The 18,027-nt window shown below is 70.3% G+C and carries 19 protein-coding genes, 3 tRNA genes and 1 pseudogene; 5 read left to right on the top strand and 18 right to left on the bottom strand.

The features are described from left to right. The 14 genes and pseudogenes from Q0Q23_RS17450 to tilS all read right to left on the bottom strand — a co-directional run. Nucleotides 1–261, bottom strand: a pseudogene (locus tag Q0Q23_RS17450) (lysine--tRNA ligase); the annotation flags it as partial. A gap of 80 nt (nucleotides 262–341) precedes the next feature. Further along, the gene (gene panC, locus Q0Q23_RS17445; protein ID WP_295127093.1) at nucleotides 342–1,217 is read right to left on the bottom strand and encodes a pantoate--beta-alanine ligase; all 876 of its coding nucleotides are present in this window, start codon (nucleotides 1,215–1,217) and stop codon (nucleotides 342–344) included. Nucleotides 1,218–1,281: 64 nt separating this feature from the next. After that, on the bottom strand, nucleotides 1,282–2,106 hold the full coding sequence (locus Q0Q23_RS17440; protein ID WP_295127091.1) for a DUF2520 domain-containing protein: 825 nt from the start codon (nucleotides 2,104–2,106) through the stop codon (nucleotides 1,282–1,284). Next, nucleotides 2,103–4,010 (bottom strand): PH domain-containing protein, encoded by a 1,908-nt coding sequence (locus Q0Q23_RS17435; protein ID WP_295127087.1) that lies wholly within the window; start codon nucleotides 4,008–4,010, stop codon nucleotides 2,103–2,105. The genes Q0Q23_RS17440 and Q0Q23_RS17435 overlap by 4 nt, the downstream gene beginning before the upstream one ends. Next, nucleotides 4,007–4,492, bottom strand: coding sequence for a PH domain-containing protein (locus Q0Q23_RS17430; RefSeq protein ID WP_295127084.1), 486 nt, complete (start codon nucleotides 4,490–4,492; stop codon nucleotides 4,007–4,009). The genes Q0Q23_RS17435 and Q0Q23_RS17430 overlap by 4 nt, the downstream gene beginning before the upstream one ends. Further along, the gene (locus Q0Q23_RS17425; RefSeq protein WP_295127082.1) at nucleotides 4,476–4,952 is read right to left on the bottom strand and encodes a DUF3180 domain-containing protein; all 477 of its coding nucleotides are present in this window, start codon (nucleotides 4,950–4,952) and stop codon (nucleotides 4,476–4,478) included. Before Q0Q23_RS17425 ends, Q0Q23_RS17430 begins: the two co-directional genes overlap by 17 nt. Further along, a complete protein-coding gene (gene folK, locus Q0Q23_RS17420) occupies nucleotides 4,949–5,521 on the bottom strand; it encodes a 2-amino-4-hydroxy-6-hydroxymethyldihydropteridine diphosphokinase (protein WP_295127079.1) in 573 nt (190 codons plus the stop codon). Before folK ends, Q0Q23_RS17425 begins: the two co-directional genes overlap by 4 nt. Next, a complete protein-coding gene (gene folB, locus Q0Q23_RS17415; RefSeq protein WP_295127075.1) occupies nucleotides 5,512–5,916 on the bottom strand; it encodes a dihydroneopterin aldolase in 405 nt (134 codons plus the stop codon). The genes folK and folB overlap by 10 nt, the downstream gene beginning before the upstream one ends. Beyond that, nucleotides 5,909–6,712 (bottom strand): dihydropteroate synthase, encoded by an 804-nt coding sequence (gene folP / locus Q0Q23_RS17410; RefSeq protein WP_295127072.1) that lies wholly within the window; start codon nucleotides 6,710–6,712, stop codon nucleotides 5,909–5,911. Before folP ends, folB begins: the two co-directional genes overlap by 8 nt. Nucleotides 6,713–6,821: 109 nt before the next feature. Beyond that, nucleotides 6,822–7,397: a GTP cyclohydrolase I FolE gene (gene folE / locus Q0Q23_RS17405; RefSeq protein ID WP_295127069.1), complete on the bottom strand. Its 576-nt coding sequence runs from the start codon at nucleotides 7,395–7,397 to the stop codon at nucleotides 6,822–6,824. 12 nt (nucleotides 7,398–7,409) lie between these two features. Beyond that, entirely contained in the window at nucleotides 7,410–9,413 is a 2,004-nt protein-coding gene (gene ftsH, locus Q0Q23_RS17400) for an ATP-dependent zinc metalloprotease FtsH (protein WP_295127066.1), read from the bottom strand. 101 nt (nucleotides 9,414–9,514) lie between these two features. Beyond that, nucleotides 9,515–9,865, bottom strand: coding sequence for a nuclear transport factor 2 family protein (locus Q0Q23_RS17395; RefSeq protein ID WP_295127063.1), 351 nt, complete (start codon nucleotides 9,863–9,865; stop codon nucleotides 9,515–9,517). 56 nt (nucleotides 9,866–9,921) lie between these two features. After that, on the bottom strand, nucleotides 9,922–10,473 hold the full coding sequence (gene hpt, locus Q0Q23_RS17390; protein WP_295127060.1) for a hypoxanthine phosphoribosyltransferase: 552 nt from the start codon (nucleotides 10,471–10,473) through the stop codon (nucleotides 9,922–9,924). A gap of 16 nt (nucleotides 10,474–10,489) precedes the next feature. Beyond that, nucleotides 10,490–11,593 carry a tRNA lysidine(34) synthetase TilS gene (gene tilS / locus Q0Q23_RS17385; protein ID WP_295127057.1) on the bottom strand — a complete coding sequence of 368 codons (1,104 nt, stop codon included), beginning with the start codon at nucleotides 11,591–11,593 and terminating at the stop codon, nucleotides 10,490–10,492. Between the two features lie 45 nt (nucleotides 11,594–11,638). On the opposite strand from tilS, the gene ppa reads away from it, so the two are divergent. Then, entirely contained in the window at nucleotides 11,639–12,130 is a 492-nt protein-coding gene (gene ppa, locus Q0Q23_RS17380; protein WP_295127054.1) for an inorganic diphosphatase, read from the top strand. Between the two features lie 93 nt (nucleotides 12,131–12,223). Here ppa and Q0Q23_RS17375 read toward each other — a convergent pair whose 3' ends face one another. Together Q0Q23_RS17375 and Q0Q23_RS17370 are read right to left on the bottom strand one after the other, a co-directional pair. Continuing rightward, nucleotides 12,224–13,540 (bottom strand): C40 family peptidase, encoded by a 1,317-nt coding sequence (locus Q0Q23_RS17375; protein WP_295127051.1) that lies wholly within the window; start codon nucleotides 13,538–13,540, stop codon nucleotides 12,224–12,226. Next, entirely contained in the window at nucleotides 13,533–14,795 is a 1,263-nt protein-coding gene (locus Q0Q23_RS17370) for a M23 family metallopeptidase (protein WP_295127048.1), read from the bottom strand. Before Q0Q23_RS17370 ends, Q0Q23_RS17375 begins: the two co-directional genes overlap by 8 nt. Nucleotides 14,796–15,144: 349 nt before the next feature. On the opposite strand from Q0Q23_RS17370, the gene Q0Q23_RS17365 reads away from it, so the two are divergent. The 3 genes from Q0Q23_RS17365 (at nucleotide 15,145) to Q0Q23_RS17355 (ending at nucleotide 15,482) form a co-directional block, all read left to right on the top strand. Next, nucleotides 15,145–15,217: transfer RNA gene (locus Q0Q23_RS17365), tRNA-Glu, on the top strand. Between the two features lie 37 nt (nucleotides 15,218–15,254). Then, a tRNA-Asp gene (locus Q0Q23_RS17360) sits at nucleotides 15,255–15,328 on the top strand. A gap of 78 nt (nucleotides 15,329–15,406) precedes the next feature. Beyond that, a tRNA-Phe gene (locus Q0Q23_RS17355) sits at nucleotides 15,407–15,482 on the top strand. Between the two features lie 74 nt (nucleotides 15,483–15,556). Here Q0Q23_RS17355 and Q0Q23_RS17350 read toward each other — a convergent pair. Both Q0Q23_RS17350 and Q0Q23_RS17345 read right to left on the bottom strand, forming a co-directional pair. Then, nucleotides 15,557–16,849, bottom strand: a complete 1,293-nt coding sequence (locus Q0Q23_RS17350) for a site-specific integrase (protein ID WP_295127045.1) — start codon at nucleotides 16,847–16,849, stop codon at nucleotides 15,557–15,559. A gap of 17 nt (nucleotides 16,850–16,866) precedes the next feature. After that, the gene (locus Q0Q23_RS17345; protein ID WP_295127042.1) at nucleotides 16,867–17,181 is read right to left on the bottom strand and encodes a hypothetical protein; all 315 of its coding nucleotides are present in this window, start codon (nucleotides 17,179–17,181) and stop codon (nucleotides 16,867–16,869) included. 141 nt (nucleotides 17,182–17,322) lie between these two features. On the opposite strand from Q0Q23_RS17345, the gene Q0Q23_RS17340 reads away from it, so the two are divergent. Continuing rightward, nucleotides 17,323–17,808, top strand: a complete 486-nt coding sequence (locus tag Q0Q23_RS17340; RefSeq protein WP_295127039.1) for a MarR family winged helix-turn-helix transcriptional regulator — start codon at nucleotides 17,323–17,325, stop codon at nucleotides 17,806–17,808. Nucleotides 17,809–18,027 lie beyond the last annotated feature (219 nt).

Below are 18,027 nucleotides of genomic sequence, written 5' to 3'. Positions count from 1 at the left end.
GAAGCACAGCTTGCCGGTGTTGCGCTGGTGCACGACGCGGCCGGCGACGCCGACCCTCTCGCCCGATGTCTCGTCGGCCGCCAGGTGACCCCAGGCGGCGCGCACCTCCGGGATGGTGGTCGTGATCGGCAGCTGCACCGGGTAGGCGCCGCCGCCCGCGTCGCCGGCCTCGGCGATCAGGCGCTCGCGCTTCGCCAGCCGCACGGCCTTCTGCTCGCTGATCTCCTCGTCGGTGAGGTCGGTGGGCGGCGCTTCGGTCATGGTGTCTTTCCGTTCCGGCGGTGGTCGGTCTGCTGCGGGGGTGGAGGTGCGGTGGTGGTAGGTGGTGCGGGAGGCGGCGTTCAGCCCACCGTGATCCGGATGTTGTCGATCAGGCGGGTGGAGCCGACGCGCGCGGCGATCAGCAACAGCGCCGGGCCGTGGAGGTCGGCGCCCGCCTCGAGGAAGGTGTCCTGATCGACGATCGCGAGATAGTCCAGTTTAACGACCGGCTCGGCTTCGATGCGCGCGTTCGCCGCCGCGAGCGTGGCCGGCACGCCCGCCGCGGCCGCCTCCGCGCCGGCGGCGAGCGCTTGCGACAACGCGACGGCGGCACGACGCTCGTCGTCATCGAGGTAGCGGTTGCGGCTGGAGAGCGCGAGCCCGTCCTCCTCGCGCACCGTGTCGACCACGGCGATCGAGACCGGGAGGTCGAGGTCGTCGACCATCCGGCCCACCAGGTGCACCTGCTGGGCGTCCTTCTGGCCGAACACGGCGACGTCGGGCTGCACGATGTTGAGCAGTTTGGCGACGACCGTGAGCATCCCGTCGAAGTGCCCGGGGCGCGACGCCCCCTCGAACGTGCGGCCTGCCTCGCCCGCGCTGACCCGGGTGGAGGTCGGCCCCTGGGGGTACATCTCGGCCGCCGTGGGCGCGAACACCAGGTCGGCGAGGCCGTCGAGCGCTGCCACGTCTGCGTCCAGGGTGCGCGGGTACCGGTCCAGGTCCTCGCCCGGCCCGAACTGCAGCGGGTTGACGAAGATCGAGACGACCACCACGCCGCCGAGATCGCGGGCCTGGCTCACAAGGCGGAGGTGGCCGCGGTGCAGCGCGCCCATCGTGGGCACCAGGACCACGCGGCCGGCCGGGGCGTCGGCCGGTCCGTCGAGCGCGGCCTCCCGCCGGGCGCTCGCGACGCGGTCGCGCAGTTCGGCGATGGTGGTCACGACGTCCGGCATGACGGGTCTCCCTGGGGGTGAAGCGTTGTGGTGCGGGCCTCGCCGACGGGAGGCCGCATCCAGGCTACTCGCCGCGCAGGAACCAGCCGCGCCCGTCGTCGTCGGCGGCGCCGTCGCCGGGCTGCGCGGCGTCGCCCGGGCGCGCGCCGGGCCGCGCGCCACCGAGCTCGTCGAGGAGCCCGAGATCGAGCGAGCTCGGCGCCCCGGCCCGCATGAGGGCGTTGTCGACGGCCGACCGCAACAGCGAGCTGAGGAACGCGCCCGGGTTCTCCACGCCGATGCCCGCGAGGATGCCCGTGGACTGTTCGACGATCGAGCGCGAGAACGCCGTGGCGGTCGCGATCGCCTCCGCGTAGGCCGCCCGGTCATCGTCGGCGATGACGACGGGCTCCCCGCCCATCTCGACCACCAGCGCCTGCGCTATCGGCAGAACGGGGGTGGGCGCTGTGACCGCGAACCAGCTCTCGCCGAGCCGGGAGAGGTCGAGGCTGGTGCCGGTGAACTCGAGCGCCGGGTGCACGGCGAGCGGGATCGCGCCGGCCTCCGCGGCCGGGCGCAGCACGTCGACTCCGTAGCCGGGCGCGGTGTGGAGGACGAGCTGGCCGGGCTGCCAGGTCCCCGTCGCCGCGAGGCCGGAGACCAGCCCGGGGAGCTCGCCGTCGGGGATGGCGAGGATGACGAGCTCGCTGCGTTCGACCAGCGTCGGGACGTCGAGGATCGGCGCCTGCGGCAGCATCGCGTGCGCGCGGTCCCGGCTCTCGGCCGACACCGCCGAGATGCCGACGATGGCGTGCCCGGCACCGGCGAGGGCGGCGCCGAGCACTGGTCCGACCCTCCCTGCTCCGATGATGCCGAGGCCCAGACGGCCCGAGCGTGCTGCGGCATTCATGCGTCCTCCTCAGGGGTGTCTCCGTGCGATGCGGTCCCCGTGCTCCGGCTGGCGGCGGGGGCGGCCGGGGGCGCGGGAGCCGGCGGTGCGGCAGCGGGCGCCGATGATTCGGCGGGTGCCGACGGTTCAGCGGGCGCCGATGGTTCAGCGGGCGCCGACGGCGCAGCAGGCGCCGGCGGCGCGACGACGTGCACCCCCCAGCGGTGGCTGCGGTCGCCCGCCGCGGCCTCCACGGCGCGCGCCGCGACCGTCTCGAACAGGTCGACGCCCGTGGTGGAGTCCATCGCGCCCAGGCGCGGACGCACCGGCCCCGACACCGTGTGGAACCGGGTGTCGGCCAGCCCCAGCAGACGGTCGATCGGGCCCTGCTGCAGCTCCAGGCTCTGCAGCCGGGCCAGCGGCACGATCGCCAGGCTGCGCCACACGAAGCCGCGGCGCAGCAGCACGACACCGTCGAGCAGCCGGAACCCGGTGCGCTGCCACGACAGCGGCCGCAGCCACACGGCTCGGCGCGGACTGCCGGTGAAGGCGTCGTGACCGCGCGAGGTCATCCCCTGCAGGATCGCGTCGCGATGCTCCGCGGTGAACGCCGGCAGCACCAGCTCGAGCACGCGCGCCACGTCGGCCTGGTCGCCGACCGGCAGCATGGTCGTGTTCGGCTGCCCGGCCGCGCCCTTCTCGCGCGAGTGCCCGGCGGTGTCGATGCGGATCTGCCACCAGCCGAACGGCCGCCAGAGCAACGGCTGCTGCACCTCCACCGCGTGCACGCGGCCGGGCGGGAGGGTCTCGTTGCTCGTGCTCAGCAGGCCGAAACCGACGCGTACGCCGTCCGGGGTCCCGGCGATCGAGTAGCGCAGCGACTTGGTGAAGCGGTTGATGTAGAAGCTCGCGGAGCCGATCAGACCCGGCAGCACCACGATGAGCAGCCACGGTGCCCCGCCCGCGGAGCCGATCACCAGCAGCACGATCACGACCACCACGAAGATCGAGAACCCGCTGAGCACCAGCGAACCGGCGAGACGCAGCGGTGGGATCTTGACGACGGACTCGGGCGGCGCGGCGCTGGGATCGAGTTCGGGCGCGAGGAAGTCGTTGACCCGCCGGCCGACGAAATCGGTGACCTGGGCGGCACGGGAGGCCGCGGGGACCGCGCCGGCGGCTCCGCCTGACACTGCGTCGTCTCCCGCGCCGCCGGCTCCCGCTGCACCGGCTCCCGCTGCACCGGCTCCCGCTGCACCGGCTCCCCGAGCAGCGACTCCCCCAGCGGCGCTCGCCTCGGCGGCCCGCACACCCGACGCCAGCCGCAGCACATCCGACCGGAGGCCGTCGGCCAGCACCGAGCCCAAGTACGCCAGCTGCACGTTCGCGTCATGGCCGGCCACGGTGATGTCCAGCTTCGCCGCGCCGACGATGCGCGCCAGCACCGGTCTCACCACATTGATGCCCTGGATGCGGTCGAGCCGGGCCTTGCGCTGCGTGCGGAACAGGATGCCGCTGCGCACCTCGACCGCGTCCCCCGTGATCCGGAAGCTGTGCATCCGCCACGACACGTAGAACGCGGCGAGACAGCCGAGGAGCACCACCGCGACACCCAGCAGCGCCCAGCCCTCCCAGCCGTGGTTGTAGATCGCGTCGATCGGATCTCCCCCGACATCGGGCGCGCCGATGAAGAAGCTCACGAGCCGTTCGCGGAGGTTGGACAGCACGAAGCCGAGCACGGCGATGAACACGATCCCACCGCGCAGCAACGGCGTGGCCGGGTGCAGCCGGTGCCACTCCCCGTCGGTGAGGTGCTCGGCGGCGCGCTCCGCCGCGTTCAGCGGCCCGCCCGGGAGCGGCGCGCCCGGCGCCGGCTGCGGGTCGTGCGGGACCGGGCCGCCCGGAGGAGGCCCCTGCAGGCTCACAGTCCCGCCCGGCGGCTCTCCGCCAGCTCCACGAGGCGGTCGCGCAGCTCGGCCGCTTCGGCCTCGGGCAGGCCCGGAACGATGACGTTCGTGGACGCGGCCGCCGTCACGAACTTCAGATCCGCCAGCCCGAGAGCGCGGCCGACCGGGCCGCGGGTGATGTCGATGAGCTGCATGCGCCCGTACGGAACCGACACGAACCGCTGGTACATGATCCCTCGCCGGAACAGGAGGTCGTCGTCGCGCAGGCGGTACCCGATCGAACGCGTGCGCCGGTTGGCGACGAACAGCGCGACCACGGTGACCGCCACGATCACGATGAGCGCGATCCACGCCCACGACCACCCGGCGACCAGCCACAGGAACACGGCCGCGGCGCTCAGGACGAGCCCGCTGAGCAGGGTGCTGACGACCACCACCACGACATACTTCGGCGAGACGCGGTTCCACTCGCCGACGGAGAGGTCAATGCGAGCGGGCACGGACGGCCTCCGGGTCGTCGTCGCCATCGGGCGGCAGCGTGCAGAAGAACTCGGCGATCAGTCCGGCGATCAGCAGGATGATCGCACCGGCCGTGCCCAGTGCCGTCAGCACGATGGCGTTCGAGGCCGGCAGCACATCCCTGGTGAGCAGATAGAGCAGGATGCCGGATCCCGCCCCGGTGAGCAGTGCGCCGCTCAGGCTGCACGCCTTGGCGAACACGACGATCCGCATCGCCTGGAACGGGTCGATGCGCCGCGAGCTCCGGCCCCGCACGGCGCGCCGGATCGGGACCGCGAACGCGACGACGATGATCGCCACGGCGACGAGCGTGATCGGAAGCGTCAGGGGCGGCACGAACACGGCGACGCCCATGCCGGAGGACGCGAGCTCGGCGAGGAACCCGATCACGACCCCGAGAACGCCGAGGCCGATCAGGGATGTCGGACGCGTGCGCCTCACGACGGCTCCCCCTCGCGGTCGGCGGGTCGCGCGTGCTCGCCCTCGTCGTACAGTGCGATCGGGTCCGCGGCCGTGGCCGCGAGCGCCGCCACCGGCCCGTAGCCGGGCAGCACTGCGCCGGGGTCGACATCGAGCCACGGCACCAGCACGAACGCCCGTTCGTGCGCCCGCGGGTGCGGCAGCACGATCCGCGGATCGTCGTCGGCGACGATCCCGCCGTAGTCGACGATGTCGATGTCGATCGTGCGGTCGCCCCAGCGCTCCTCGCGAACGCGTCCGAGCGCGTCCTCCACCCGGTTGACGGCGCCGAGCAGGGCCAGCGGGTCGAGGATCGTATGGATGCGGGCGACGGCGTTGAGGTAGGCCGGAGCCTCGTCGGAGATGCCGTCCGGCTTGAGGGCCGGAGTCTCGTAGAGACGCGAGACGGCCTCGATGCGGAGGCCGGCGTCCTCGCCGAGCAGTCGCAGAGCCTCCCGGATCGTCGCGGCCCGGTCGCCCAGGTTGCTGCCGAACGCCAGCACCGCCTGCGCGCCGACACGGAGTCGCTCGGGGCGCGGGGTCACTCCCACGACCGCCCCCTCACGATGCGTACGGCGACGTCGTCGAACGGCACCTCGATCGGTGCGTCGGGCTTGTGGACGGTCACCTGCACCGAGTGCACCGGCTCATGGGAGAGGACCACACCGGCGACGCGTTCGGCGACCGTCTCGATCAGATCGACGGGGTCGCGGCGCACGGCGGCGGCGATCTCGGTCGCGAGCTCGCCGTAGTGCACGGTCCGCCCGAGGTCATCGGAGGCCGCCGACGGCGAGAGGTCGAGGTGTGCGGTCACGTCCACCACGAAATCCTGGCCGTTCTCACGCTCGAAGTCGTACACGCCGTGGTGTGCCCGCACGCGCAGCCCGGTGAGCACGATCGCGTCCGTCGGCCGCCGCGAGGCGGTCGCGGCATCGGAATCAGTCATCGCGTCCAGCTTGCCACGCCCGCACGACATCCAGGGCGATCCGCGTCGATGCCACATCGTGCACGCGCACGGCCCACACGCCCGCCTGCGCGGCGAGGGCCGAGATGACCGCCGTCGGGGCGTCGCGGTCTTCCACGGGCGCGCCGGCCGGCAGCAGCGCGCCGAGGAACCGCTTGCGCGACGCCCCGATGAGCACCGGGTAGCCGAGGGTCTCGAACTCGTGGAGGCCGGCCAGGACCTGCCAGTTGTGCGAGGCGTTCTTGGAGAACCCGAGGCCCGGGTCGAGCACCAGCTTGGCGGGATCGATCCCGTGGTCGACCAGGCTGGTGACACGGGCGGAGAGCTCGGCGCGCACCTCCGCCACGGTGTCCGTGTACACGGCGCGGGAGTCGGCGGCGTCGAGCCGGCCGCGCCAGTGCATGACCACATACTGCAGGCCGGTGTCGAGCACCGCGTCGGGCATCCCCGGGTCACCCAGCCCGCCGGAGACGTCGTTGATGATGGCGGCGCCGGCGTCGGCCGCCGCGCGCGCGGTGGAGGCGTTGAGGGTGTCGACGCTGACCGTCACCCCGTGGTCGGCGAGGGCGCGGATGACCGGCACGACGCGCGCCTGCTCGTCGACGGGGTCGACGCGCAGGGCGCCGGGGCGCGTCGACTCGCCTCCGACGTCGATGAGGTCGGCGCCCTGCGCGACGAGGTCGAGGGCGTGCGCGATGGCGGCCTCGGGCTCCAGCCAGCGGCCTCCATCGCTGAAGGAGTCGGGCGTCACATTGAGGACGCCCATGATGAGAGTCACGCGCGCACCCGCCCTGCGCGGCGCGATTCGTCACGAATGTCGAGTTTCGTGCCACGAATCTCGTGATTCGTCACGAATCTCTGCGCGCCGGCGACGGCAGCGGCGGGGATCACGCGATGCCCCGGCCGATGAGGGCGATGAGCTCGGCGCGGGATGCCGGCTCGGTGAAGGCGCCGCGGGCGGCGATCGTGACCGTGGTCGCCGCGGTCTGCCGGGCGCCGCGCGTCGTGACGCACTCGTGGGAGGCGTCGAGGACTACGAGTACGCCGCGTGCCTCGGCGCCGCTCTCGATCGCGTCGGCGATCTGCTCCGTCAGCCGCTCCTGCAGCTGCGGCCGTGCCGACAGCACCTCGATCGCGCGCGGGATGCGCCCGAGGCCGATCACGGTCTCCCCCGGCAGGTAGGCGACGTGGGCGACACCCAGGAACGGCAGCAGGTGGTGCTCGCACACCGAGCGGAAGCGGATGTCGCGCAGGATCACCGTCTCGGCCGCCGCACCCTCGAGCGGCACGGGCTCGCCCAGCTCCGAGCGCGCGTCCACGCCGATGCCCGCGAAGAACTCCTCGTAGGCGTCGGCGACACGGGAGGGCGTCTCGGCCAGTCCCGGACGCGACGGATCCTCGCCGATGGCGGCGAGGATCTCGGCGACGGCCGCCTCGATGCGCGGGCGATCGAAACCGGTCATGCGGCGCGCGGCCTAGGCGGTCGCCGGCCGCGGCTTGATGGCAGGAGACCGCTTGGGCTTCGACGACGGCGGCTCGGAGTCCACTCCCCCGTCGACCGCCCCGGCGTCGATCGGCGCCTTCGGGAACTCGATGGGCGGCAGGTCGGAGATCGGGCGCTTGTCGCTGGAGAGCCACTGCGGCCGCTCCGGGAGCTTCTTGACGTCGGCGAAGATCTCGGCGATCTGGTTGTGGTCGAGCGTCTCGTGCTCCAGCAGCGCCGCGGCGAGCCGGTCGAGCACGGCGCGGTTGTCGTTGATGACCTCCCACGCCTCGTCGTGCGCCTTCTCGATGAGCGCACGCACTTCGGCGTCGACACGCTCGGCGATGCGCTCCGAGTAGTCGCGCTGGTGGCCCATGTCGCGACCGAGGAACATCTCGCCGTTGGCCTGCCCCAGCTTGACGGAGCCGATGTCGGAGCTCATGCCGTACTCGGTGACCATCTTGCGGGCGATTGAGGTCGCCTTCTCGATGTCGTTGGAGGCGCCGGTGGTGGGGTCGTGGAACACGATCTCCTCGGCGACCCGGCCGCCCATGGCGTAGGCGAGCTGGTCGAGCAGCTCATTGCGGGTCACGGAGTATTTGTCCTCCAACGGCATCACCATCGTGTAGCCGAGGGCGCGGCCGCGCGGGAGGATGGTGATCTTGGTCACCGGGTCGGTGTGGCGCATGGCCGCGGCGGCGAGAGCGTGACCGCCCTCGTGGTACGCCGTGATCAGCTTCTCCTGGTCTTTCATCACCCTGGTGCGCTTCTGCGGTCCGGCGATGACGCGGTCGACCGCCTCGTCCAGTGCCCTGTTGTCGATCAGCTGGGCGTTGGAGCGCGCCGTGAGCAGCGCGGCCTCGTTGAGCACGTTCGCCAGGTCGGCGCCGGTGAAGCCGGGCGTCTTGCGCGCGAGGACCTCGAGGTCGACGGAGGCCGCCAGCGGCTTGCCGCGCCCGTGCACCTCCAGGATCTTCTTGCGACCGAGCAGGTCGGGGGCGTCGACGCCGATCTGGCGGTCGAAGCGGCCGGGGCGCAGCAGCGCGGGGTCGAGGATGTCGGGACGGTTGGTGGCCGCGATCAGGATGACGTTCGTCTTGGGGTCGAAGCCGTCCATCTCGACGAGCAGCTGGTTGAGCGTCTGCTCGCGCTCGTCGTGACCGCCGCCGAGACCCGCGCCACGGTGGCGGCCCACCGCGTCGATCTCGTCGATGAAGATGATCGCCGGCGAGTTCTCCTTGGCCTGCTGGAACAGGTCGCGGACGCGGCTCGCGCCGACGCCGACGAACATCTCGACGAAGTCGGAACCGGAGATCGAATAGAAGGGGACGCCCGCCTCACCCGCGACGGCGCGGGCCAGGAGCGTCTTGCCGGTGCCGGGAGGGCCGTACAGCAGCACGCCCTTGGGGATGCGGGCGCCCACCGCCTGGAACTTGGCCGGCTCCTTGAGGAAGTCCTTGATCTCCTGCAGCTCCTCGATGGCCTCGTCGGACCCGGCGACGTCGTCGAAGGTGACCTTCGGCGTCTCCTTGGTCACGAGCTTCGCCCGCGACTTGCCGAACTGCATGACCTTGTTGCCGCCGCCCTGCATGCCCGAGATCATGATCCAGAAGAACACGCCGATGAGGAGTGCCGGGATGAGGAAGCCGAGGATGTTCACCAGCCAGTTGGGCTGCGGGACCTCGTCGTCGTAGCCCTTGGGGAGGTTGGCGTTGTCGATCGCCTTCACCACGTCCTGGCCGCGCGGGGTGACGTAGTAGAACTGCACCTGGGTGCCGTTGGCGCCGTCCGCCTGCTTGAGGGTGAGGTCGACGCGGTTCTCGCCGTCGACGATCTTCGCGCTGGCCACCTTGTCTTGCGAGAGGAGGTCGAGGCCCTGCTGCGTCGTGACGCTCTTGAAGCCCGACATCGTGATCAGGCTGGAGCCGATCCACACCGCGATGATCGCGAGCACGACGTACAGGATCGGGCCGCGGAAGATCTTCTTGACGTTCATGGTGCGACCACAGTACCGCCTGGGCGCTGTGGGTCGGCTGCGTGTTCGCTCTGGGCGGCCTTCGGGCGTTCGGCGCGCCGGCGACGGCGCCGGCCCCCGTTTCAGCCGGCGGGGAGGATGGCCGGCCAGTACTCGACGACCTGCCCGTCGGCCACGCGGACGAAGTCATGCCCCGAGAACGTCATCGTCTCGTCGCCCATCCGGCAGCTCACGATCCAGCGCGCGGCGATGTATCCGTCGCCCACGAGCGGTCCGGCCTGCACGTCGAACTCCACGCTGTCGAACTCGTCGACGGTCTCGGCGATCGCGCGCGCGAAGCCCCGCGGTCCGACGACGTCGCCCTCCGGCCAGTGGCCGACCGCATCGACGGCGATGATCGGTTCCAGCGAGGCGTGCCGATCGCCCCACGCGGCCAGGAAGCGCCGGTAGAGGTCGGTCGGATCGTCGGACATGCCGCAATCGGACCACCGCGACGTCGCGGGCGCAAGTAGACGGGAGTGTCGCAGCCTCAGCTGTAGACGGCCGGCGCGAGGATGCCGACGCCGCGAAGGTTGCGATAGCGCTCGGCGTAGTCGAGCCCGTAGCCGACGACGAACTGGTTGGGGATCTCGAAGCCGACATACTTGACGTCGATGTCGACGCGCGCGGCTTCGGGCTTGCGCAGCAGGGTGAAGATCTCGATCGACTCCGGGCCGCGGCTGTGCAGGTTCGCGAGCAGCCACGAGAGCGTGAGCCCGGAGTCGATGATGTCCTCGACGATCAGCACCGTCTTGCCGCTGAGGTCGGTGTCCAGGTCTTTGAGGATGCGCACGACGCCGCTGGAGGCCGTGCCGCTGCCGTATGAGCTGACCGCCATCCAATCCATCGTGACCGGGAGGCGGAGTTCACGCGAAAGGTCGGCCATGACCATAACGGCGCCCTTGAGCACTCCCACCAGGAGGACGTCCTTGCCCGCGTAGTCCGCCTCCACCTGCCGGGACAGCTCGGCGATGCGGGAGCGGATCTGCTCCTCGGTGATCAGAATCTCGGTCAGGTCGTCGTGAACGTCCGTGAGTTCCATGGGGAGGCGCTGTCCTTTAGCTGTCGGGGTGAAACGTGAGCAGGCCGTTCTGCCTGACAACTCTAACGCCTGGCAGGCTGAGCGGACCCTGGCCGTGCCAGGCCGTGATCAGCTCCGCCACGGCGAGGGTGTGCGCCCTGCTGAGGGAGACCCCGAACTCGGCCGAGACGACCAATCGGATGATGCGCTGACGCAGGGCGGCGGGGTCGGCGGCGAGCCCGCGCACGTCGAGGGCGACCGCTCCGTCGTCGGTCTGGCTCACCAGCTCCTGCGCCCACTCGAGGGCGAGGCCGTCGAGCGCCTCGTCGTCCTCGCGCAGCTGCTCGGCGGTGCGCGCGAGCGCTTCGGCGACGCCGGGCCCCAGCTCGTCCTCGAGCGCGGGGAGCAGGCGCGTCCGCACGCGGACCCGCCGGAACGACGGGTCCGCGTTGTGCGGATCGTCCCACGGCTCGAGGCCGCTGTCGGCGCAGAAGGCGCGCGTCGCCGCGCGGCGCACCCCGAGGAACGGCCGCAGGAGTGTCCCCGTGTCAGGCCGCATGCCCTGCAGGCTCGACGGCCCCGAGCCGCGCGCGAGTCCGAGGAGCACCGTCTCCGCCTGGTCGTCGAGTGTGTGCGCGAGCAGGATGCGCTGCGCTCCGGTGCTGCGGCGCGCCCGATCGAACGCGGCGTGACGGGCGGCGCGCGCTTCGCCCTCCGGGCCGCGAGCGCCGGCCGCAACCTCCACCCGGTCGACGAGTACGGGATCGAGACCGAGCCGCCTGGCTTGCGCCGCCGCCTTCTGCGCGACCTCCGCCGAGCCGGCCTGGAGGCCGTGGTCGACCACGATCGCACCCGCCGGGTAGCCGCCGCGCGGCGCTTCGAACGCGGTGGCGGCGGCCAGCGCCAGCGAGTCCGCTCCCCCGCTCAGGCCCACCAGCACGAGGGCTCCCGGCTCCAACGGCGCCGGCCGCGCGGGGCCGTGATCGTCGTGCGGGTCGGCCTCGGGGAGGCCGGCCGCGGCCGCCAGAGCCTCTCGCACCGCCCTCCGGCCATCGGCGATCGGCGGGGTCAACCGGGGACGTCGGGGGGCGTCGGCGGACCCCCTGTGCGACACGTCACCCGATGAGCCGTTGAGGTGCATCCAGTAACGTTAGTGCAGATTTCCCCGAGCTGAAGGAGCACCGGCATGGCCGAATACGACGTCGTCATCGAGATCCCGAAGGGGAGCCGCAACAAGTACGAGGTGGACCACAAGACCGGCCGCGTCTACCTCGACCGCGTGCTCTTCACGAGCTTCGTCTACCCGACGGACTACGGCTTCTTCGAGAACACCCTGGGCGACGACGGCGACCCGCTCGACGTCCTCGTCCTGCTCGAGTACCCGGTGTTCCCGGGCGTCGGCGTGAAGGTGCGACCGGTCGGTGTGCTGAACATGTCCGACGAGGCGGGCGGCGACGCCAAGATCATCGCGGTGCCCTACAAGGACCCGCGCTGGCAGCACATCCAGGACGTCACCGACATCCCCGAGCAGACCCGCAAGGAGATCGAGCACTTCTTCGCCCGTTACAAGGACCTCGAGCCGGGCAAATTCGTCACCATCGAGGGCTGGGGCGATGCCGCCGAGGCCGAGAAGATCATCGAGAAGGGCTTCGCCAAGCTCGCCGCCGAGGGCCACTGACACCACGAGCGAAACGCGAACCGCCGAGTGGGCAGCTCAGCTTCCCGCTCGGCGGTTCTTTTGATGGATTCGCGCCGTCTCGGCGCTCGACGGCTAGGCGGAGGGGCGAGCGACCTGGTACCAGGGGGAACCCCAGACGGACTGCCTCTTCACGACGTCGCCCTCGGTGGGGGCGGCGATCATCATGCCGCCGCCGATGTAGATGCCCACGTGGTAGAAGCTGCCCGGGCCGTCGCCCCAGAAGATGAGGTCGCCGGGCTGGCGCTGGCTGTAAGGGACGATCTGGCCGCGGCTGCGCGCCGTGTAGAACTGGTCGTTGACCGAGTGCGACCCGATGTAGACGCCGGCGTAGGCGTAGGCCTTCATCGTGAGGCCCGAGCAGTCGTAGCCGGTCGGACCTTCCCCGCCGAAGATGTACGGCTTGCCGAGCTGCGCCTGAGCATACGCGATCGCTGTCTGGACGACGTTGCCGTTGGGCGCGGCGGGTGCACTGCCGCCGCCTCCCCCGCCTGACGACGACCCGCTGCTCGAGGAGCCGCCGCCTTGCGCAGCGGCAGCGGCAGCCTCCTGCTGACGGCGCTGCTCGGCCGCCGCCGCCTCCGCAGCCGCCTTGGCCGCGGCCTCCTGAGCGGCCTTGACGGCCTGGCCCTGCAGGTAGGCGGCCTCCACCTGGGTGGACGTGTTCTTGAGGGTCGCGAGCTGGGCGACGAGCTCGGTCGACTTGGTCTGCTGCTCGGCCAGCGCTCTCTGCGCGGCGGACTGGGCGCTCTGGGCATCGGCGAGCGCCTTGTCCGCCGCGACCTTGAGCGACTCGCGCTCGGTCTTGGCGACCTTGGCCTGCGCGTTCAGCGAGTCGGCCGTGTTCTTGTCTTTGGTGGCCTGGTCGTAGACCGCCTTGGACTGCTCGGTCAGCTTGCTCATGGTGCCGAGCTGGAACAGCAGCTTGTCCGCGCCCTCTCCCGAGCCTCCACCGGTGAGCAGCAGCTCGGTGCTGACGTCGGTGCCTCCTCCGGCCTTGGCCAGGTGGGAGGCCAGGAGCCCGGCGCGCATCTGCGACGTCTTGGCCTTGGCGGCGGCGGCCGCCGCCTGGTCTTGGAGGTCGGTCTGCTTGGCTGTGGCCTTGTCCAGCGCGTCCTTGGCCTGGAAGTAGGCCTCCGCCGCTTTCTCGGACGCGACGCGGGCCGCGTCGACGTTGGACTGCAGGGTGCCGATCAGCGCCGTGATGTTGGCGATCATCGCCTGCTGGTTCGCGACGTTGGCCTTCGCCTGCTGCACGTCGTTCCACGACGGGTAGTCGACCGCTTGCGCCGGGGTGACGATGCCGATGGAGGCCGTGACCGCGCCCATGACGCCGGCGCCGATCGCCAGGCTGGGGCGGATGCGGGAGTTCTTGGAGGAATCGCTAGCCAAGGGGTGCCTGCCTCTGTCTCATGAAGGGGATTCCGTCGATCTTCTGATCGTTCACCCGGACTTCGAAGTGCAAGTGGCAGCCGGTCGAGGCACCGGTGGTGCCGACGCGTGCGATCGGCTGGCCGGCGCCGACATTCTGGCCGATGCCGACGAGGATGCCGCCGTTGCGGATGTGGGCGTAGCCGGTCTTGATCCCGCCACCGTTGTCGATGAGCACGAAGTTGCCGTAGCTGCCGTCCGGCCCCGCGTAGATGACGGTGCCGCTGTGGGCCGCGTAGATCGGCGCGTTGCACGAGGCGCCGATGTCGATACCCATGTGGTAGGTGCTGCCGATGCCCCCGGGCGACGGTCGCGCGCCGAACCCGTCGGTGATCGGCCCCGCGGCCGGCACCGCCCAGCCCTGCGGACCGACGTACCCGCCGGGCAGGCCGCCCGATCCGCGCGCGGCGGCCGCGGCGGCCGCGGCGGCGACACCCGCCTCGTACCCGGCGACTGTCTTGGCCGTGGCGTCGCGCAGCGCCGCGAGCTGCGCCTGCATCACCACGATCTGCTTCTGCTGCTCCGCGAGCTTGTCTTGCGCGGCCTTGGCCGCCGCGATGGCCGCCTGCAGCGCGCTCTCGGCCGCGACCCGCAGCTTCTCGCGCTCGACCTTGGCGACCTCTGCCTGGGCCGACAGCGCCTTGGCGGTGTTCTGGGCCACCTTGGCGTCGGTGTAGACCTTGTCGGACTGCTCGGTCAGCTTGGACATGCTGCCCAGGTCGGAGAGCAGCTGCTCGGGGGTGGCCCCGCTCGCGCCGTTGCCGCTCAGGAAGAGGTTGGCGGTGAGGTCGCGGCCTCCGGTGCGATAGAGCTGCGCGGCGAGCTTGCCGGCCTGCGCCCCGGCCGCGTCGGCCTTCTGCTGGCTCGCGGAGGCCTGGGACTCCAGGTCCCTCGCCTTCATGTCCGCGTCGTCGTAGGCGGCCTCGGCGGCCTGCAGCTCCTCGCCGCGCTTCTGCGCCGCCGCCTCGGTGTCGGAGACCTCCTGGTTGAGCTGCGCGATCAGGGTCGTGATGCGCGTGACCTGCGCCGCGGCCGCGCCCTCGTTGGCCTTGGCGTTCTGAACGTCCTGCCAGCTGGGGTACTGGTCGGCATAGGCCGGAGCGGCGAGGGACCCGACCGCCCCGGTTGCGAGGATGGCGCCCGCCGCGAGCAGCCGCACCAGGGCGCGACGACTCCGTGCCCGCTTCGGGCGCTCGTCAGTCGTCTCGCGTCTCATACGTTTCGTCACCTCGAACCCGGTCGTACTTCAGCATCACCAGTCACACGAATCACACGGGTCTCGTCGTCACCATGGGCAACTTTAGCAACATCGCTGCGCTGCCGCCCGGGTCGGGAGGGCGTCGGTGCACGATCGGACCGCGTGCGGTTCGCACGGACGACAGGGGGCCGTCGCTCGCAATCTACCCGTGGGATGTCGGGCCTCCCGGGCATTTCACCGGGGCGTGGCGCGAACCCGGCGACCACCGACCCGCCCGGGCTGCAGGCCCGATTCGCTTTCTGTCAGGGACTTCCGTATGCTTATTCGTCGGTGGTCATCGGAAAACGAAAGTCTTCTGAGACGATCCGGCCCCATCGTTTAGTGGCCTAGGACGCCGCCCTTTCACGGCGGTAGCACGGGTTCGAATCCCGTTGGGGTCACGATGGCATCATCTACAATTGAACAGCAACACAATGAGGCCCTGTAGCGCAGTTGGTTAGCGTGCCGCCCTGTCACGGCGGAGGTCGCGGGTTCAAGTCCCGTCAGGGTCGCTCCAAGCGACGGGCCTTTCTTCGGAAAGGCCTTTCGTCTAGGACGCAGGTCAGAAGCTTCCACCTTCCGTCCTGTGCGGCTCTGTAGCTCAGTTGGTAGAGCGTTCGACTGAAAATCGAAAGGTCACCGGATCGATGCCGGTCGGAGCCACCAGAGAAAACCCCCGGTCCGATCCGGATTCCGGGGGTTTTCTGTAGGCCTAGTGAGGCCGACGAAATGGCGTTTGACTACATTTTGACTACAACTGATTTCGCTGCTTGGGCATCGAGGGCGTTCGCAACGTCATCAAGGTCATCGTCGAAGAGGTCCGCATAGACGTCGAGGGTCATGGCGGCGGACGCGTGGCCGAGCATCCGTTGCACGGACTTGACGTTGGCTCCGGCCGAGACCGCGAGTGACGCTGCGGTGTGCCGGAGGTCGTGAGGTGTCAGCCGCGGAAAGCTGTCGTCCTTGTGCATGCACCGAGCGACCGCAGCGTTGAAGACGCGGTTGCGGAAGTTGCCGGCCCTGAGCACCCCACCGTCGGCGCCAACGAACACCGGCTCGTCTGGGTCGCGACCGGCGCACCGTACCTCTAGCGGAGCGGTCAGCAGATCGGGGAATGGCACAGAGCGCCGCTCGTGATTCTTGGGCGTTCCCCACACGATCACTCCTCGCGGTTCGGAGATCGCTCGAGCTATGTCGAGTCGTCGGCGCGTGAAGTCGACGCGGTTGACTTGGAGGCCGGCCATCTCGCCCCAGCGGAGACCCGTGTACGCGAGGAAGAGGACGATGTCGCCGTGCTCGCCGCATTCTGTTGCTAGCGCCCGCACTTGCGCGTGCGTCAGGTAGCCGTGCTCGCGGGAGGACAACCTCGGCAGCTGAACGCCGTCGGAGGCGTTGAGGGTGATGCGCCCATCGCGGATCGCATACTTCAACACGCCCGCCAGCACGAGATGTATCTGCCGCACCATGGACGGGCCGAGGCTGGCCGAGAGCTCGCCCACCCATGCTTGGACGTCGCTGTGTCGAACGTCCACGAGTCTTATGTTGCCCCAGCGAGGAAGCACATATTTGTCGAGGTGGAATCGGTAGCCCGAGCGAGTCGTCGGCTTCACCTGCACCTGGGCGCGGAACCATTCTTCGGCCACGTGCGAGACCGGTGTTCTCGCCTTCGTCGGGTCGACCCACTCGCCCTTGGCTTGGGAGACGTTGACCGACGAGAGGAAGAGTTCCGCGGCACGCTTCGTAGTGAAGCCACGCTTCATCGTGTTGCGGTGGTCAGGCGTTCGGTACTGAACCCGATATCGCTTGCCTGCTGCTGTCTCGTAGGACTCAATCGATCCCATGTCCGACACCCCCTGAGTCGATGAGGCGATTGTCCGTCGGACCACTGACGTGCAGGTCTCCCTCATCCCGCAGCGGGCAACGCCGGCGCCGTCGGGGGCGAGGCAGGCCCCGAAACCCTCCCGTCGGCCGACGGACAGATCCGTGCGGACTTGGCGGAGCAGGCAGACGCCCGAGTCCGCCCACTCCGCCAATTGTCGGCGGTCGACTCTCAGCGGCCGGGGTCCATGTCTCCGGCGCCGTCGGCGGTCGGGTCATCGTCGGTTTGCTCGTGCGCGCCGTGCTGATGCGGGGCTCCTTCGTGCTCGGCCTTCGGGTAGTTGCCGCTACGCAGGTGTGAACTGCGCACCAGCGGCTGCTCGCCGGCGCGCTCCGACCCGACATAGGCGCCAACGATGTCCGATTCGGGGCCGGGGTGGCCCTCGGACTCCGTGTACTGACCGTGGACCTCGCGTAGCTCCGCCGCCTTCGGCTCCTTCTGGGTGTAGTGGCCCTCGACCTGGTCACGCTCCTCTGCTTCCGCCATGACCATCGCCTCCTTAGTTGCGGTATCGCAATTGTCTCACCGTGGACGCCGAAGGAGAAGCGTCAGCGTCAACCTCGGAGCCGGTCCGCAACTTGAGCAAATGTTGCCCGGGCGCAAGTGATTCGTTGTACAACTGAAAGAGTGGACGATCAGGGTGAGAAGCTACAAGATGTGGATGCCGCGCTCCTTGCGGCGGACGTGATGATGCGCGTCGCGGCACGCTCTGTGCTCGAGGTGGAGGATCTCGTCACGTCGCCGCAGCTGCGCGTGTTGGTAGCGATCGCCACCCGCGGCCCGCAAACCCTTGGCGAGATTGCCGCCGAGCTCGGCGTTCACGCCTCCAACGCGACCCGCACATGCGAGAAGCTCGTGCAAGCCGGTCTCATCACCCGCTCCGAGAACCGGGCGGATCGGCGTTTCGTGCACCTCACGTTGACGCAGGACGGGATCGCGCTCGTACAGCGCGTGATTGGTCACCGCCGCGCCGCCCTGGCCGAGGTGCTCGCAGCGATGGAGCCTCGCGACCGGGCGACTGCACTGCACGCGTTTCGTGCGTTCGCGCACGCCGCCGGGGAGCGGCCGGCAGCGGACGGGCGATTCAGCCTCGTGCTGCCCGCGATCGCCTGAGCAGTGGTCAAGGTGGGGCTTCCGTCCCGAGGCTTTCATTGCGCAATCGCAAACATTGCGCGACACTAATCGTATCGACGTGATGACACGCCGCTTCCCAACGGAGGTACGGAATGTCCGATGACACGATCCCAGTCCTGTTCCGGGGCTGGGGACTTAAACGTAGGAGCGGCCTGTGGGGCGAGTGCCTCGCGGAGTTCCTGGGAACCTTCGTCCTGA

The sequence above is a fragment of the uncultured Leifsonia sp. genome, from assembly GCF_945957465.1.
Lineage (GTDB): Bacteria > Actinomycetota > Actinomycetes > Actinomycetales > Microbacteriaceae > Leifsonia.
This window is presented reverse-complemented; position numbering and strand designations above follow the sequence as displayed.